The sequence below is a fragment of the Verrucomicrobia bacterium CG1_02_43_26 genome, from assembly GCA_001872735.1.
In the GTDB taxonomy this organism is placed as follows: domain Bacteria; phylum Verrucomicrobiota; class Verrucomicrobiia; order Opitutales; family CG1-02-43-26; genus CG1-02-43-26.
The window spans coordinates 107,159-122,549 of sequence record MNWT01000013.1 but is presented as its reverse complement, the minus strand read 5'-3'; the positions used below and the strand labels follow the sequence as shown (position 1 = coordinate 122,549).

Genomic DNA, 15,391 nt, shown 5'->3' with positions numbered 1-15,391 from the left:
CCTTATTATTATTATGGATCCACTAAGACAACGTATTGCAAGAATGGTCTATACGGCCAAAGACGGGCATATTCCCAGCGCATTCTCTATCGTGGACATACTCTCCACACTCTATACGAAAATTTTGAAATACGACCCCAGAAACCCCCAGTGGGAAGATCGGGATTATTTTATACTCAGTAAAGGCCATGGATGTGTCGGCCTTTATGTTGTATTAAAAGAAGCAGGGTTTCTAGAAGAGCGAGATTTGGAAGAGTTTTGTACTGTTCGCGGAATTTTGGGAGAGCACCCTGATTGTACTAAAGTTCCCGGAGTAGAAGCATCTACAGGCTCTTTAGGCCACGGGTTTCCGTTGGCAGTAGGATTGGCCTTTGGGTTGAAAATTCAAAAAAAACCAAATCGTGTTATTACCCTTGTTGGCGATGGCGAATGCCATGAAGGAACCGTTTGGGAAGCGGCGAACATTGCGAATAACCATGACCTCGGTAATTTATGCGTGATCGTGGATTGGAACAAATCTGCCGCGCAGCTTATGCCCAAGGATGACTTAGCGCAAAAGTGGAAGGCGTTTGGCTGGGAAGTTCAGGAGGTTGATGGCCACAACAAGCCGGAAATTGAAAGTGCAATCAATGCTGTTAAATTTAAATTGGACGGAACACCTCATGTCATTTTAGCTCATACGACTAAAGGGAAGGGAGTTCCCTTTATTGAAGGGCATGGGCCATGGCATCACAAGGTTCCTTCAGAACAAGAGTTAGAACAAATTATGGAGCTTTTATCATGAATGCAAAACCAATAAGACAGCAATTTGCGGATACTATGCTGGAGGTCGGTAAAGAAGACGAAGGCTTAGTCGTCATGGTGGGTGATATTAGCCACTTTGCTTTACAGCCCTTTGCGAAAGCATGTCCAGGCCGCTATTATAATATTGGTATTTGTGAGCCATCGATGATGTCCATGGCTGCGGGCGTTTCTAAGTCAGGGCTGGTGCCTGTTGTGCATACGATCGCTCCCTTTTTGTTAGAACGAAGTTATGAACAAATTAAACTCGATTTCTGCTATCATAAACTGCCGGGCAATATAGTAACGGTGGGAAGCGCTTTTGATTATGCTAATCTGGGTTGCACACACCATTGTTATGGAGACTTTGCGATGTTGAAAACGCTGCAGAACCAAGAAATTTGTTATCCGTCAACGGCGCAAGAATTTGATCTCTTGTTTAGGCAGGTTTATCGATCGCCCAAAGTGACCATTTATCGTATTCCGAGCAAATCCCATTCCATTACCTGGGATCCTAATAAATTGGATTTTGGGTGTGGCATTAATGTTGTAGCCGGTAAAGATTTAACGATTATCGCAACGGGTCCGCAGTTGGAGAACGCCATGCGTGCGCGCGACATTTTACAATCTCAAGGGTGGAGCCCTGAAGTGATTTATATACACACGATTTGGCCTCTGGATAATGAATTGATTTATGACAGTGTCAGCCGCACAAAGAATTGCATTGTTATAGAAGAGCACATGCAATCCGGTGGATTAGGCAGTGAGGTGTTACAGGTTATTCACCCGATAGACGGCATGCGTTTTCATTCTTTATCTATACCGAATGAATTTATTCATAGTTATGGGGGTTATGAGGAGCAATGTAAGCGTTTGGATTTAACCGCGGAGGGTATCGTGAAACGCGTGAACAGAGAGTTTAGAAACGCTTCCGCAGCTGTTTAATACGCACTATGTTAAAGGCCGAAAATGCACTTCCATTGCTCGCTGTATGGGATTCTATAAAAAAGCCTATTACCCTGGGCGGTTTACTGACGATAGCAGCAGAGTCACTTATTCTTAAAAGAGAAAAAAACGCAGATCTAGCCGGTATTTGCTTTGTCGGGAAACATTCTGGCTTTCCTTATTCAAGAGCATTCCAAGAGGTAGAAGAGTACATGTTTCAGGAAAACTGGATTTTGGATATTGCTCGATCTATTAAGGGGATTGAGAAACTTTATGTGGCACCCTCTATCGAAAGTTTGGATCACGCGTTTTCCTTTTGGCCTGAGTCCAAGGACAAATCTTATCAACACGCTACCTATTTTTTCTTACAGGACTACTGCAATAAAGGAAATAAAATGATTCCTCTTGGGATGGACAAAAAAACGCTGAAGTTGGCCAAAGACTACATTAAACGGGTATCGGGAAAGTCCTTAGCGGTAGCGATTCACTTGAAGAACAACCACAATTCACCCGGTTTTAGTAATGCTAATTTCCCTGTATGGAAGCAGTTTTTTGAAACGTGTTTAGGGCAGTATAACGTACACTTCATATTAGTAGGCAACGAAGATATTCCTGATGATATCGCGTTGCTTGATAATGTTGCATTGACTAAGCATGATAAATTGACCATTGCGCAGGAACTGGCTGTGATAGAGGCCTCTGCGTTTTTTATGGGCATGTCCTCCGGCCCGTGTAATATGGCCTTATTATCGTTAACCCCCTGTGCGATTTTTAAAAACCCGGATCATGATAAAGCAGAAATGGATCAAGAGCTTGGTCGTAGAAACCGTTTTACCTTTTGCACGTCTGAACAAAAGCTGATCCGTAAATTAGAAACGACTACTTTGCTCATGAATGAATTTAAACGACTCTATAAATCCTATGAAGCTTAAGGGAAAAAAGGCCCTGGTAACCGGGGGAAGTAAGGGTATTGGTAAAAGTATTGTTCGCGCCTTTTTAGAACACGGTGCGGAGGTGTTTTCGTTTTCAAGAAGTGCGGTGGATTTGCAAATCTTAGCAAAAGAGTTTGCACAATTGCCTGGAAATTTTTTCTACGTGAAAGCAGATGCTTTGTTAGAGAAGGATGCTGAAGCTGTAATGAAGGCTGTTCAGGACGATTTAGGCGGACTTGATATACTCGTGAATAACCTTGGCGGTGTTTCTGCTTTTGGGGGCGTTTTCGACCTTGCCGAACAAGATTTCAGGAATGCGTTTGAACTCAATGTTATGACGCTTTTACGCTTTACTAAGCAATCAATACCCTCGTTGAAAAAGTCAAAATCAGGAAAAATTATAAATATATCTTCTCTGTCTGGCGCGCAACCCGGGTATTATAACCCGCATTATTCCCTTACAAAAGCGGCAACGGTCAATTTAAGCAAATATTTCGCGAATATTTTGTCAAAAGAGGGCATAGCCGTGAATACAATTTGCCCAGGCCCGGTTCACTCGGATTCATGGGATCGCAGTGTAGACCATTTTATACAAAGCAACAAAGATACCATGAGCGCCGAAGCAGCCAAGATTTTAATGGAATCAAGAGAAGCCGAAAAGGTTCCCATGGGCAGAGTGGGGGAGCCAGGGGATATCGCCAGTTTAGCCCTTTATTTGGCTTCAGATGATGCTGCGTGGATAACCGGTAGTTGTTTTCATGTGAATGGGGGGAAATTGGCATCCGCATTTTAGCCAACGTTCCTATTGACCCCAATTCTGCCCTTCACCTATAATGAACATTATCTTGACCGCCAAACCCTATGCGAAATAGTCTTTCCACCCCGATCTCCATTATAATGGCAAATTATAATCATGGTCATTATATCAGTGAGGCCCTGGATGGCTTGATCCATCAAACTTATTTGCCTGCGGAAATTATTATTATAGATGATTGTTCAACGGATAATAGTCGACAGGTCATTCAAGATTGGCAAAAAGACTATCCTGATTTAATTCGCGTCTACCATAATAATGAGAATATGGGTGTCATGAAGACGATTGATCGAGGTCTGGAATTATCTAAGCACGAGTATATACTATTTCATTCTGCGGATGATTGGTTGCACCCTACTTGTTTAGAGAAGTTCATGCATTTACTGGAGTCCTACCCCGATTCAGCTTTTTGCTGCAGTGAACCAACCTATTTTCATAAATCAACAGAAGAACCCTTTTGCTACAAAGTTTATTGGAGGGATACGCCGGGATATATTTCTCCAAACGAAATTGTCGATAAGCTTAATGGACATTGGATTCCTGGCTATACCTTGGTTAAGAAATCCGCACTACTTGATGCAGGGGGTATAAACCATAAGTTCCGTTGGAACGCTGATTGGTTCTGGCTCCTCGTAATGGCGTTTCGTCACGGCTTTTGCTTCATTCCGGAGTCATTAACATTTGCGCGCGAAGAGGCACAATCCTATCTTCATGCTGGCATTAAAAATGAAGCCGAGATGGAGAAATTTTATTTTGATTTATTGGAAGCGCTAGGGACTAAAGCGTATGAAGATGTTAGACCTTCTTTTATAAAATCCTGCGCGCTATCTAATTTTGGCGCTGATCTGGCCAAGTCTGTACTGAAATACCCTGAGCGACTTAATTTTGTTTCCTGGGCCCTCATTCAACGCAATGTACACATGTGGACCGAACAAGTCGGAAGAGCGCAAGATGCATTAGCGGAAAAAAATGCAGCGGATACGTTAGGCGGACATTTTCAAAAGACACCTGAGCGGTGTATTGATCTACTGCAGTACATTGTGCCCAAAATAGTGGAGTTTTGTGAGCTGGAAGGATATGGTAGAGTTGCTTTCTATGGAGCTGGTAATCATACGACCTTATTGCTGAAATACTGGCATGCGAATAGCGGCCCCGAAGTGGTCAAGATTATTTCCTCACAAGTGGTCTCTGAGAAAGAATTCCAAGGCTTGCCGATTCAAGCCATTAAAGACATGCAAGAAGGGGAAGTTGACGCAGTCATTCTTTCATCAATGACCTATGAAAAAGATATGCTAAATGCTTGTCGAAAGTTTATTCCCAATACCGTATGTCTGCCTATTTGGAACACTCGGGAAACTTTTGTTTCGCAAGAAATTCGATATGGCTTAGAAAAAATGATTCCTTGGCTTATTAAGTGTGTCCGTAGAAAATATTCGCAAGGCAAAATTGCTCTTTTTGGCATAGGTGGCCATACGGAAGAACTGTTAAATTTATGGGAACTGCATAAAGGTCCAAGTATTGACATGATATTAACGACAAAGCCTTATCAGCGATCGCTGTTACGGGGTATCCCTATTATGGCTATTACATCTATTGATTTACAGGAAGTTGATTGTGTTATCTTGTCTTCTCAGTCACATGAAAAGGAAATGCACGAGATCGCTCAAAATTTTATCCCTGGAATTGCGATCGAAAGGCTTTGGACGTTAGCAGAAAAAGGGGAAACGGCTCGCTTATGAAAGATACAACTATAGTTATTACAGGTGGAATTAGGGGGATTGGTCGTAGTATTGCCGAAGTTTTTTCCAAAGCGGGAGGTAGTGTTGTAGCGATTGACATTAACGAGGATTTGGGCGTTGCTGTAGAGCAAGAGCTAAGGCAGATAGGCTACGATTTTACCTTTGTTAGGGGCGATCTTTCTGTTCGAGGAGAAGCAAGTGAAGTCATACGAAAAATTTTTCAGGATAGCGGCAAGATAGATGTATTAGTCAATAATGCCAGAACACAAGATAAGGCAGGGCTAGACGAGGAGACCGAGGAAGATTGGGATATGACCATGGCGGTCATGCTGAGAGCCCCCTTTTTTGCGTCTCGTGAAGTTATTCACTGTATGAAAGAGACGGACACGCATGGTTCCATTATTAACATTGCATCTATTTTGAGTAGGTTTGTTATTAAGCAAGCTCCTGCGTATCACGTTGCTAAAGCGGGCGTTGTGCAATTAACGCGCTATCTTGCGATGCAAGCAGCACCCCACGGAATAAGAGTTAATTCCATTTCTCCAGGGTTTATTTTGCAGGAAGAACACCGCACTTTATTTGAAGGCCCAGGTAATATAAAGTACCGCGCAACGGCGATTGGGAGTATTCCTTTGGGTCGAGTCGGTACAGCTGACGAAATCGCTAAAACCGCCTTTTATTTGGCATCCCCCGAGTCTTCCTTTATTACCGGTCAAGATATCATTGTTGATGGAGGTTCTACGATTCGTGAACATTTGGATCTATTACAAGAAAGAGAGTTGCGATGAAGACAAGAAAATTAAGGCAATCAAATTTAGAGGTTTCCGTTATTGGCTTAGGGGGAAATATTTTCGGGTGCTTTGCGGATGAAAACGAAACGAAGCGTTTGATTTCTCAAGCCAAAGAAAAGGGTATCAATTTTATAGATACCGCTGACGTATATAGCGACGGTTTATCCGAAGAATATATCGGGAAAGCTATTTCAGGAGATCGCGGATATTGGAAAGTTGCGACAAAAGTAGGCATTCATTCGGGAGAGTCTCCTTCGGGACTAGGTCGATCCTCCAAGATTATATCTGCTTGTGAAGCCAGTTTGGTTCGTTTAAGAACAGATTATATTGATCTTTATCAAATTCACAATTTCGACAGAGACACTCCTTTAGAAGAAACCCTTTCCGCTTTCAATAAGCTCAAGAAACAAGGCAAGATTCTGAACTTCGGGGTTTCTAACTATTTCGTTGATGAAATAGAAGAGTTGTCGAAATCAATAAAAGCCTTTCCTGAACTGAAATGCGTGTCATTGCAAATTCCGTACAATGCTTTGCGGCGGGATGCGGAAATTGATATTATTCCCTATTGTATGCATCTCGGAATAGATGTATTGCCTTACAATGTACTCGCTAGAGGCGTATTGTCTGGTAAATACGCGATTACAACTCAAGTGCCTAATGGTTCCAGGGCAGCTTTTAGTACGAGCGTGCGGCAATCATTACGACCAAAAGTCTTGGAAAGTGTCGGTAAGATAAAGGCGATTGCAGAAGAACAAAATAGATCTCTTAGCCAAATTATATTGGCATGGACGTTGCAGCGTCCTGGAATCGCAGTGCTTTTGGTGGGTATAAGAAACGCAGATCAGCTCAATGATAATGCTGCGGCAGGGGATATCAAACTTACCGAAGAAGATTTGTATAGAATAGATGAATACGTAGGTGTTTTGGATGATTATGTAGACTATCCTTTGATATCTCATATTCCAAAATGCGAAAATTCTTGATGACAGTATGGCTACTCAATTTCAAAAACCAACAATTTCGGTTATCACTCCAAATTATAACCACGCGCATTATTTGCCGGATATGCTGGAGACGACACTATCACAGTCATACCCCCCGCATGAAATTATTCTCATAGATGACGGCTCGACGGATAACAGTGTTGAAGTTATTGAGAAATACGCGACAAAGCATCCTTGTATCAAATTAATAAAATTTGAAAAAAATCAAGGAGTCATAAAAGCGGTTAACAAAGGCATCAATAGCGCAACTGGGGACTACTATGTGTTTCGATCAGCGGACGATGTTAGCTACCCTGGCTTTTTTGAGGAGTCTATTAAAATGCTATTGCAGTACCCTGAAGCCGGTATTTGCTGTACCGATTCGACTTTTTTTACGACAAACTATAAAGTCTTTACTGAGCAAAACCAGGAATGGAGCGATGAGCCTCGCTTCTTTACTCCATTCGATTTTGCTCGTACCCTTAAGGGAGGCTTTATATATGGTTCCACATGCATGGTGAAGCGTTCTGCTGTATTTGATGCTGGTATATATAAAGAGGACTTAAAATGGAGTGCGGACTGGTTTCTCATGCTGGTCGCAGCCTTTCGCCACGGTGTTTGTTATATTCCAAAGCCATTGTCTGGAAATCGTATGGATCCTAAAGGCTATGCTGCTACAGGTATGTCGGATTGGTTTACTCAAAAACCCGTTACGGAGGCCATGTTGAATTATTTGTGTAATGAGTATGCGGATATTAAAAAATATTTCGCATTGAGTGGTTGCTTAAGTATTTTTGGTCCGAGTATGGCAGAAGTCGTTCTTTCTGAGCCTAAATATTGGACGCCTGATATGTTTGCGTTAATATTAAGACCTTTATGGGAGTGGAATAAGTGCATGGACTTTAGGAAGCAAACACAGATCCCATTACATCTTAAAAGTATCTTGGCTAACCAGCGCGAGAAGCTCGCAAAAATTTGTACGAAAGCTAGCCCTAGGATTTTTGTCTATGGTGCTGGATCGCATACTGAATTTTTGTTAAAAGAGTGGGATGAGCTTGATTTGCCTCCAGTTACGAAAATTGTGCTTTCAAAAAAACCCAAGAATAATAAATTCCTAGGGATCCCTTGTGTTTGCATAGATGATATTGGTATTGGAGAGCCAGATCTTGTTATGATCTCCTCGTTTTCGTTTGAAAAAGAAATGGTGAGTGAATGTTTGCGAGTTTTTCCCAAGGCTCCTCGATTAACTTTTTGGAATGACACCCAGTCTTCGATAGAATTCAAAACAGCGTAATTAATAAATGAATACAAAACGCAAAATAAGCGTCATTACGCCAAATCATAATCACGGCCATTTTTTGCCCGAGATGCTGGAATCCACACTCTCGCAATCATTGCCGCCATATGAGATCATTATTATAGATGATGCTTCTACGGATGATAGCATAGCCGTCATTGAACAGTATCAAAAAGAGCACCCCTGCATTAAGCTCTTGAGAAACGAGAAAAAATTAGGTGTAGCACCCTCTGTAAACAAAGGGATTGGGTATGCTACTGGAGATTATTTTGTTTTTCGCTCTGCTGATGATTTAAATTTACCAGGTTTTTTCGAAAAGAGCGTTACCCTTTTGGAGAAATACCCCTCCGCTGGAGTCTCTTGCTCGGATTTGCTCTGTTTTTCAGATAACGATATCAGTAACGCTGTGGTCGAACCAGCCGGGTTTGCTTCGAAGCGTGAGTTTGTAGACAAAGGGAGCATCCCTCTGATTGTTGGGAGTAACTCCATTCACGCGCATACGATTTTAGCGCGATCAAGTGTCATTTTGGATACAGGAGGCTACATTCCAACGTTAAAATGGTATGCCGACTGGTTTTGTTTGACAGTTGCTGCTTTTCGCAATGGCTTTTGTTACATTCCGGAGCCCTTGGTGGCCGCTAGGCTCAGTTCGGGGTCTTATGGTAATACAACGTCCGCGCTAGCGGATGTGCAAAAAGAGCTATTAAAGCACCTTTTGTTAGAGATTAAAGACAACTATCGAGACATTATTCCTTCTTTTGCGAAAAGCGGAATTCTGGAAATGTTTTTTCCGCATATATTAAACACTTTTTTTGAATCACCAGAACTCTGGCAGCCCGAAATCCAAATGATGCTCCATAGCTCCCTCTGGCGCTGGAATAACGAGCACTCGGATCTTTATTATAAACACGGTTTGGCGGCGGTTATTAAAAATAGGCTCGAGCAAGTGAAGGGTAAAATTCAGGAAACGATTGCCAATAAATCGCTTGGCGCAATCTGCTTATATGGTGCGGGCGGCCACACAAAGGTTTTGTTAGATGTTTGGAACGAAATGGGGTTACCTAGGATTGATGTGATAGTAACCTCTACGCTCCCTGAGCAAGAAGCCTTTTGTCGTATTCCCTTGAGGGCAATTCAAGACATCGTACCCGAGGATACAAGCCTTGTCGTTCTTTCTTCAAAATCTTACGAAGAGAATATGGCCAAAATGGTTTTTGAACAACTGCCGGATGTTCCTGTATTAACTTTTTGGAATAAAAGACTTTCTACATTAGAATAACTATGGATATTACCATCGTAATAGTTGCAAGAAACGCCGAACAAACAATCGAACGTGCCATAACATCAGCGGGTGTTCAGGATGATTGCCCCATCCTTTTAGTAGATGATGCTTCTACGGATAACACTGTTGCTTTGGCTCAAGAGATAGAATCTAATCGCCTCACTGTTCGCCAGATTCGACAACACACCACCCTCGGTGCCGCTAGGCAAACCGCCCTCTCGGCCATTAAAACCAAGTATGCCGTTTGGTTAGATGCAGATGACGAATTTTACCCAGAAAGGGCAGCTTGCATGCTCGATGCACTCAAGCGCGATGGATCAGATATAGCAGCCGATTGTCTCGACCTTTATGATGGAGAAACGAATACGTTTCTTAAAAGCGTAGAAACTCCTGATTTTATTAAACAGGTTAACCCTATACGCCTCTTGGAGCGCAATTATTTGCCTGGAATTGGCCAGGTAGCCTTTAAAACGGAGTATTTCCGCACATTGGGGTATGATATCGCTCTCGACCACGCTGAAGATGTTGATATAGTCCTCAGGGCAGTTTACAACGGGGCTCAATTTTCTTTTGTGGATGATGTAGGCTACCGCATGTATGCTTATAAAAACAGCGTTTCCCGCCAATTGAATAAGCAGCGCTGTGCTTACCGCATTTGCTTAAAGAAATTTCCCTACGATGGCATTCGCGAGCGCTACCTTAACCATGGTATAGCTAATCGTATTGCGAGTTGGGCACTTGTGGCAATCGCACTCTTTCGCGAAGAATATGAATTTGCACTCAATACGATTCAAACAGAGTTGGCTGATGCGGCAAAAGACAATACCGTCCTAGAACCTTTTGGCCCAGAGCCTTTCACGGAAAACTGGCGTTATTATTTTTTTAACGGCACAGTGCAATTGTTCTTGAATCAGGATGCTCAGGCAGTCGCTTCTCTTGAACAAGCTGCTAATATTCGCGAATCTGCAGAAACTTACAACAATCTGGGAGTGGCTTATGCGCGTTTAGGAAAAGCGGAGCAATCTAGGATAGCTTTCGAGAAAGCGCTATCGATTTCGCCCGATTATTTGGATGCCCGAAAAAATCTGGAAAACCCAAGCGAGATCACATCTCATCCGTTGAGGGTCTTTCCGGGCAGAAATGAATACGGTTCGTAAGTGATTGAACTCAATCAGGTTGCGGGATATGTATTTTTTATTTATTAAAATAAACTAATTGTAATAAATTCTCACCTTGCATTCATGCCAAATCTTTTGTAGAAAAAATACCATGCCGCGTAATTTTGGAGAAATACTTGAAGAGGCTCGTACCCGACAGGGCATATCAATCCGTGAAGCTGCGGATGCCACTAAGATTAGGGGAGATTTTTTGCAAGCTTTTGAGTCTAATGGTGGGGATATACCCATGCCAGAGGTCTATAGGCGTGGTTTTTTACGGCTTTACGCAGAATTTCTTAAGCTTGATCAACAACAGATACAGGAAGCCTATATTCAATACCATGAAGGCTCTAGCCGGCACGCACGCAAACAAGGGCGTGAGACACTAGGCCGCGTAGATGTTCCTAGTGAAAAGGCTTCTAAATCCAGTTCTGCTCACTTTTCTCAAGCAACACTCCCCCTTGCCAACCCTTCTCGCGAAATAGATTCTCGTAAAGAAGAGCCAGAGGGAGAGGAGGAAGAAGAAGAATCTTTGCGTTTCCTGGATCTGATTAAATGGGAAGAAAACAAGGCTAAATATATCAAGACAGGAGGCATCATTGCTGCTTCTCTTGTAGCTATTTTAGGAGTAGTCTTCTTGGTTTCAAAAGCAGGGAACCCTTCAGCCACCGATTTTAACCCGGAATTAAGCACTGTTGCTTCAAACACTGCAAATACCGCAGAAGCGATGCCACGGCCGGAAGAAATTAGTTTGATCGGAAATGGTGAAGTGCACGTAGTGGTTCGCCAGGAAATCGATAAAAAGCGTCTTTATTCCGGAACACTCGATGCCGGCAAAAAAATATCACTTCAGCGTCAAGGCCCAGTTAAAATTCATTTTTCTAATGGCACAAACCTGACCATTGAAACCGCTAGCGGTGAAAAGGTGCGACCCGCACGTGAAGGAATCGGCTGGATTGAAATTCAAGACACCGCACAGCCAATCGCAAAGCGTTAATAAAAAAAGCGCCAAATGAAAATTCAGCGCTTTTTTATTTTCCTTAATACTATAAAAGAAAAGATTAACCTTCCGGCGAGGTTTTAAAGCATTATCAAATGTCCCAACCCTGCTTCATCCGGCCATTATCACGGAGGGCTAAGGGAGTGCCGAAAATTTCGTACGCAATAAATCCGCGGCGAGCACTATAAGTATCTTTAACAATCTCCCGTGCGATGCCTAAATTAGCTTGCACGTGTCTACGAAGCGCGTAACTTTCTTGGGTCTTTATACGGTTTTGCTTGCGGATGTTCTCCACATGCAGCTTAGCTGCCTTAGCTTTTTGAAGCTGTTTGAGAATTTCAGCTTGGTAATCGCGCTTTTTAGGGGCAGATGCCGCTTTTTTAGGCCGATGGTGCGTACTCATCGGAGCCACCTTGGGTGATCGGTAATGCGGTTGATATTGAGTGCTTTGTCCCTCCTGTTGTGTTTGGCGGGTTGGTGCTGGAACTTCCCGCCTTTCTTGTATCTTCCGGCGGATTTCTTCTTGAACATCTTCCATATCAAAAGCAGGGGGCTGATCATCGCTTTCCCATTCGCTTTTTTTGTCTTCACCTTCCCCTTTTTTGCCTAGCGCCTTTGAGATAACAAAGATGATCAGAAAAAGGATCGGGACAAGATATTCTAGAAGATTGGAGAAATCCATGTACTTAAAACCTATTTATTGCCAGATTTTTTATCGCTCGCAGAGCCCGAGCCAGGGTTCTCCGGCTCAGAAATTGATTCCCTCATGCGGGTGTCGGATTGTATGTTCTGAAATTTATAATAGTCCATGACACCTATGTTGCCGCTTCTTAATGCATCGGCTAATGCTAATGGCACTTCGGCCTGCGCTTTAACGAGGTGAGCTTGCATTTCCTGTACTTTAGCAACCATTTCTTGTTCTAACGCAACGGCTGCCGCACGGCGGATTTCGGCTTGAGCCTGCGCCATATTTTTATTGGCTTCGGCTTGGGCTTCTTGCAAGGTGGCTCCAATGTTTTCGCCTACGTCAATGTCTGCTATATCAATGGATAAAATTTCAAATGCGGTGCCAGAGTCGAGGCCTCTCTCTAGTACAACCTTAGATATGGAGTCCGGATTTTCCAGAACACGCTTGTAGGACTCCGCGGAGCCAATTGTCGTAACAATACCTTCGCCAACGCGAGCTATAATGGTCTCTTCCTGAGCCCCCCCGACGAATCGCTCTAAATTGGTTCGTACCGTTACGCGTGCACGCACTTTAACCTGTATACCGTCCTTGGCAACAGCATCGACTGTTTCGCGGCCGCTCGACGGATTGGGGCAATCGATCACTTTGGGGTTAACTGAGGTTCTTACGGCTTCTAAAACTGTTTTTCCTGAGCCTTTTGTGGCAAGGTCAATTGCGCAGGCTTTGGAGAAATTGAGCTTAATGCCTGCTTTTTCCGCGGCAATGAGAGCTTGTATAGTTTGAACCAAATTACCTTCAGCCAAATAATGAGCTTCTAGTTCATCTGCAGACAAATTAATTCCCGCTTTTACAGCCGTTATTCGGCAGTCGGCGATCAGAGAGTAGGGGACTCGCCTTAATCGCATGGCAACTAAGGTTGATATATTAATCGGGGCGCCGGCTAATAAGGCTCTTAACCATACGTTAAAAAAGGAAAGAACGATTATGCCCATAATGAGCAGGAATATACCGCCTAATATGAGCGATACTCCGCCGATTGTGATGGCTAAGTGAAGTGGTAGTACTTGTGTCATATATATAGGTATGTGTTTTTAGGGTTGGTGCTTACGTACGATGATTCTAAAATTATCTCTTCCGGAAACTATAATGGGATTGCCTTTGGGGATTAACCCATCTTGGGAAAATCCTTCATATTGTTGGCCTTCAATACTTATCATTCCAGTCGGGGCTAAGGTTGTCAAGGTTTCCCCTGTTTTACCAATGAGTTCATCTGTTCCTTGCGCAGCAGTACTTTTATCATCAACTGCTTTGTTCAGAAACATGCGTTGTCCGATTTTCGTTTTTGGTAAAAACTTCAAAGCGAAGGCAATAGCGACGACCGACATCGCTAAATTAAATACAAAGACCCCGATTGCGTTTGTTAGGCCATAATCCAAATACGTATAAACGCAAGCGCCTAACAATGCTGCCCCTCCTAAGAATCCTAAAACACCTCCAGGCACAATAATTTCAAAAATGATGAGCATCAGCCCAATCAGTATTAATGTAATAATAATGGTCATGTCTTGATTTCTCTCACAAGTATAGAAAGGCTTCTTATTTCACACACCTCAACTTTGGATTTAGCTTCCACGACTCCAAATTTCACATGCGCTTCGTATCGCTTCCCATGAACTTCGATTTCCCCAGATGGCCGCAATGTTTTCGTAACAATGCCAATATCTCCTTCTTTCAATGTTGTTGCAACGGTATTCTTGCGCTGCATGTTTGTAACGCTTTGATTGAGAATCAAGCTGCTTCGCACCCATTTTTTTAAGAAAAAGCGCCCAATGATATAGGATCCCGTAACGGCAATGAGTACTCCAATAGCCAGATCCATGACAGGAGATATAAATAAGTCTAAAGAAAATTTAAAATCCTTCGTCGGCCATATATCTGCCAATGCCCATAGAATAGACCCGATTAGTAGCATCATCCCCAGTAAGCCACTGATCACGGTGCCCGGGAAGACGAAAATTTCTATTCCGATCAGTACCAGTGCTAGGGCAAAAAACAAGATAGGCTCGTAGCCTGCAAGGCCAGCCACATAACTACTTAGAAATACCAAAATGACTAATATTACCCCAGTTACCCCAAATACACCGAAGCCGGGCGTTTTAAATTCTATGAATAAAAACAGTAATCCCAATCCCAGCAGTAGGGGAGTTATCTTATTTAACCATTTTGCGAGCTCTTCGGACCATGAAGTCACAAAATCCTTTTGTACGTAATGGTCATTGCCGTATAGATAATCCAGCAATGAGGTAATGTTTGGGAATATTCCTGAGCCTAATAGTGCTTCTGGGGGTTCGCCGTAGAGCTTGATTGCTTCTTGAGCGGTTAAGGTCAGTAATTCCCCTTTCTGCTTTAAGACGGTTTCGCCTATCGTGAACTCAAAATCTTTGTCCATCATGGCTCGTAATACGTCAGATCGGTATCGATAGCTCCCCGTCAGGCTTCTCACTTTTGCCCTTAGGTAGCTATTAATCTTCAATTGAGCTGTCTCGGGAACATCCGCGCCTGTACCTTGTATAACGGCAGCAGCCCCAATTAACCCGTTGGGTGAAAAGTAAATTAAATCTGTTGCCACAGTAATATAGGCACCTGCGGATATGGCTTCATCGTTTACATAGGTAATCGTTGTTCCGTTGAATTTATCCAGCATTTCCATCATTTCCAAGGTAGTGGCCAGATCGCCTCCCGGGGTATCCATACTCAATAAAACGGTATCAGCGTTCTCTTGAATGGCTTGTTTTAGGCCTCTGCGCAGGACATATAGTTGGGCTTTAGATATTTGCCCCTCTACGGGTATCACGTAAACAGATGTAATTTTGGGGGTTGCTTCCTTTTCATTTACGGCTTGAGCCATTGCGGCATCCCAAACCGTCAGTATTAGCAGTTGGAAGATGAGGGCCTTAATTTTTACCATACAGGGTTGTTTTTC

Annotated in this window: 15 protein-coding genes; 11 read left to right on the top strand and 4 right to left on the bottom strand. The window is 43.0% G+C overall.

Going from position 1 to position 15,391, the window contains the following annotated elements; genetic code table 11:
- Positions 1–13 precede the first annotated feature (13 nt).
- From AUJ82_04765 to AUJ82_04715, 11 genes are all read left to right on the top strand, one after another.
- The gene (locus AUJ82_04765) at positions 14–784 is read left to right on the top strand and encodes a hypothetical protein (protein ID OIO59868.1); all 771 of its coding nucleotides are present in this window, start codon (positions 14–16) and stop codon (positions 782–784) included.
- A complete protein-coding gene (locus tag AUJ82_04760) occupies positions 781–1,725 on the top strand; it encodes a hypothetical protein (protein ID OIO59867.1) in 945 nt (314 codons plus the stop codon). The genes AUJ82_04765 and AUJ82_04760 overlap by 4 nt, the downstream gene beginning before the upstream one ends.
- An 8-nt stretch (positions 1,726–1,733) precedes the next feature.
- Complete coding sequence (locus tag AUJ82_04755; GenBank protein ID OIO59866.1) at positions 1,734–2,657, top strand: hypothetical protein; 924 nt, start codon at positions 1,734–1,736, stop codon at positions 2,655–2,657.
- Complete coding sequence (locus tag AUJ82_04750; GenBank protein OIO59865.1) at positions 2,647–3,450, top strand: hypothetical protein; 804 nt, start codon at positions 2,647–2,649, stop codon at positions 3,448–3,450. Before AUJ82_04755 ends, AUJ82_04750 begins: the two co-directional genes overlap by 11 nt.
- A 68-nt stretch (positions 3,451–3,518) precedes the next feature.
- A complete protein-coding gene (locus AUJ82_04745; protein ID OIO59864.1) occupies positions 3,519–5,210 on the top strand; it encodes a hypothetical protein in 1,692 nt (563 codons plus the stop codon).
- On the top strand, positions 5,207–5,998 hold the full coding sequence (locus AUJ82_04740; protein OIO59863.1) for a hypothetical protein: 792 nt from the start codon (positions 5,207–5,209) through the stop codon (positions 5,996–5,998). The genes AUJ82_04745 and AUJ82_04740 overlap by 4 nt, the downstream gene beginning before the upstream one ends.
- Positions 5,995–6,984 (top strand): hypothetical protein, encoded by a 990-nt coding sequence (locus AUJ82_04735; protein OIO59862.1) that lies wholly within the window; start codon positions 5,995–5,997, stop codon positions 6,982–6,984. The genes AUJ82_04740 and AUJ82_04735 overlap by 4 nt, the downstream gene beginning before the upstream one ends.
- 7 nt (positions 6,985–6,991) lie before the next feature.
- The gene (locus AUJ82_04730; GenBank protein ID OIO59861.1) at positions 6,992–8,278 is read left to right on the top strand and encodes a hypothetical protein; all 1,287 of its coding nucleotides are present in this window, start codon (positions 6,992–6,994) and stop codon (positions 8,276–8,278) included.
- Between the two features lie 7 nt (positions 8,279–8,285).
- Entirely contained in the window at positions 8,286–9,560 is a 1,275-nt protein-coding gene (locus AUJ82_04725) for a hypothetical protein (GenBank protein OIO59860.1), read from the top strand.
- 2 nt (positions 9,561–9,562) lie between these two features.
- Positions 9,563–10,720 (top strand): hypothetical protein, encoded by a 1,158-nt coding sequence (locus tag AUJ82_04720; protein OIO59859.1) that lies wholly within the window; start codon positions 9,563–9,565, stop codon positions 10,718–10,720.
- A gap of 112 nt (positions 10,721–10,832) precedes the next feature.
- Entirely contained in the window at positions 10,833–11,717 is an 885-nt protein-coding gene (locus tag AUJ82_04715) for a hypothetical protein (protein OIO59858.1), read from the top strand.
- A 94-nt stretch (positions 11,718–11,811) separates the two neighbouring features.
- Here AUJ82_04715 and AUJ82_04710 read toward each other — a convergent pair whose 3' ends face one another.
- Genes AUJ82_04710 through AUJ82_04695 form a run of 4 tightly spaced genes read right to left on the bottom strand, consistent with a single transcriptional unit; the run spans position 11,812 to position 15,376 of the window.
- Positions 11,812–12,402: a hypothetical protein gene (locus AUJ82_04710; GenBank protein OIO59857.1), complete on the bottom strand. Its 591-nt coding sequence runs from the start codon at positions 12,400–12,402 to the stop codon at positions 11,812–11,814.
- A gap of 11 nt (positions 12,403–12,413) precedes the next feature.
- Positions 12,414–13,481 (bottom strand): hypothetical protein, encoded by a 1,068-nt coding sequence (locus tag AUJ82_04705; protein ID OIO59856.1) that lies wholly within the window; start codon positions 13,479–13,481, stop codon positions 12,414–12,416.
- 18 nt (positions 13,482–13,499) lie between these two features.
- The gene (locus AUJ82_04700) at positions 13,500–13,970 is read right to left on the bottom strand and encodes a hypothetical protein (GenBank protein OIO59855.1); all 471 of its coding nucleotides are present in this window, start codon (positions 13,968–13,970) and stop codon (positions 13,500–13,502) included.
- Positions 13,967–15,376 carry a hypothetical protein gene (locus AUJ82_04695; GenBank protein ID OIO59854.1) on the bottom strand — a complete coding sequence of 470 codons (1,410 nt, stop codon included), beginning with the start codon at positions 15,374–15,376 and terminating at the stop codon, positions 13,967–13,969. Before AUJ82_04695 ends, AUJ82_04700 begins: the two co-directional genes overlap by 4 nt.
- Between the last annotated feature and the right edge of the window lie 15 nt (positions 15,377–15,391).

What these genes read in the sequence shown, in the direction of transcription:
- AUJ82_04765 (OIO59868.1), top strand. Translation starts at nt 14, where the DNA reads ATGGATCCACTAAGACAACGTATTGCAAGAATGGTCTATACGGCCAAA.
- AUJ82_04760 (OIO59867.1), top strand. Translation starts at nt 781, where the DNA reads ATGAATGCAAAACCAATAAGACAGCAATTTGCGGATACTATGCTGGAG.
- AUJ82_04755 (OIO59866.1), top strand. Translation starts at nt 1,734, where the DNA reads ATGTTAAAGGCCGAAAATGCACTTCCATTGCTCGCTGTATGGGATTCT.
- AUJ82_04750 (OIO59865.1), top strand. Translation starts at nt 2,647, where the DNA reads ATGAAGCTTAAGGGAAAAAAGGCCCTGGTAACCGGGGGAAGTAAGGGT.
- AUJ82_04745 (OIO59864.1), top strand. Translation starts at nt 3,519, where the DNA reads ATGCGAAATAGTCTTTCCACCCCGATCTCCATTATAATGGCAAATTAT.
- AUJ82_04740 (OIO59863.1), top strand. Translation starts at nt 5,207, where the DNA reads ATGAAAGATACAACTATAGTTATTACAGGTGGAATTAGGGGGATTGGT.
- AUJ82_04735 (OIO59862.1), top strand. Translation starts at nt 5,995, where the DNA reads ATGAAGACAAGAAAATTAAGGCAATCAAATTTAGAGGTTTCCGTTATT.
- AUJ82_04730 (OIO59861.1), top strand. Translation starts at nt 6,992, where the DNA reads ATGGCTACTCAATTTCAAAAACCAACAATTTCGGTTATCACTCCAAAT.
- AUJ82_04725 (OIO59860.1), top strand. Translation starts at nt 8,286, where the DNA reads ATGAATACAAAACGCAAAATAAGCGTCATTACGCCAAATCATAATCAC.
- AUJ82_04720 (OIO59859.1), top strand. Translation starts at nt 9,563, where the DNA reads ATGGATATTACCATCGTAATAGTTGCAAGAAACGCCGAACAAACAATC.
- AUJ82_04715 (OIO59858.1), top strand. Translation starts at nt 10,833, where the DNA reads ATGCCGCGTAATTTTGGAGAAATACTTGAAGAGGCTCGTACCCGACAG.
- AUJ82_04710 (OIO59857.1), bottom strand. Translation starts at nt 12,402, where the DNA reads ATGGATTTCTCCAATCTTCTAGAATATCTTGTCCCGATCCTTTTTCTG.
- AUJ82_04705 (OIO59856.1), bottom strand. Translation starts at nt 13,481, where the DNA reads ATGACACAAGTACTACCACTTCACTTAGCCATCACAATCGGCGGAGTA.
- AUJ82_04700 (OIO59855.1), bottom strand. Translation starts at nt 13,970, where the DNA reads ATGACCATTATTATTACATTAATACTGATTGGGCTGATGCTCATCATT.
- AUJ82_04695 (OIO59854.1), bottom strand. Translation starts at nt 15,376, where the DNA reads ATGGTAAAAATTAAGGCCCTCATCTTCCAACTGCTAATACTGACGGTT.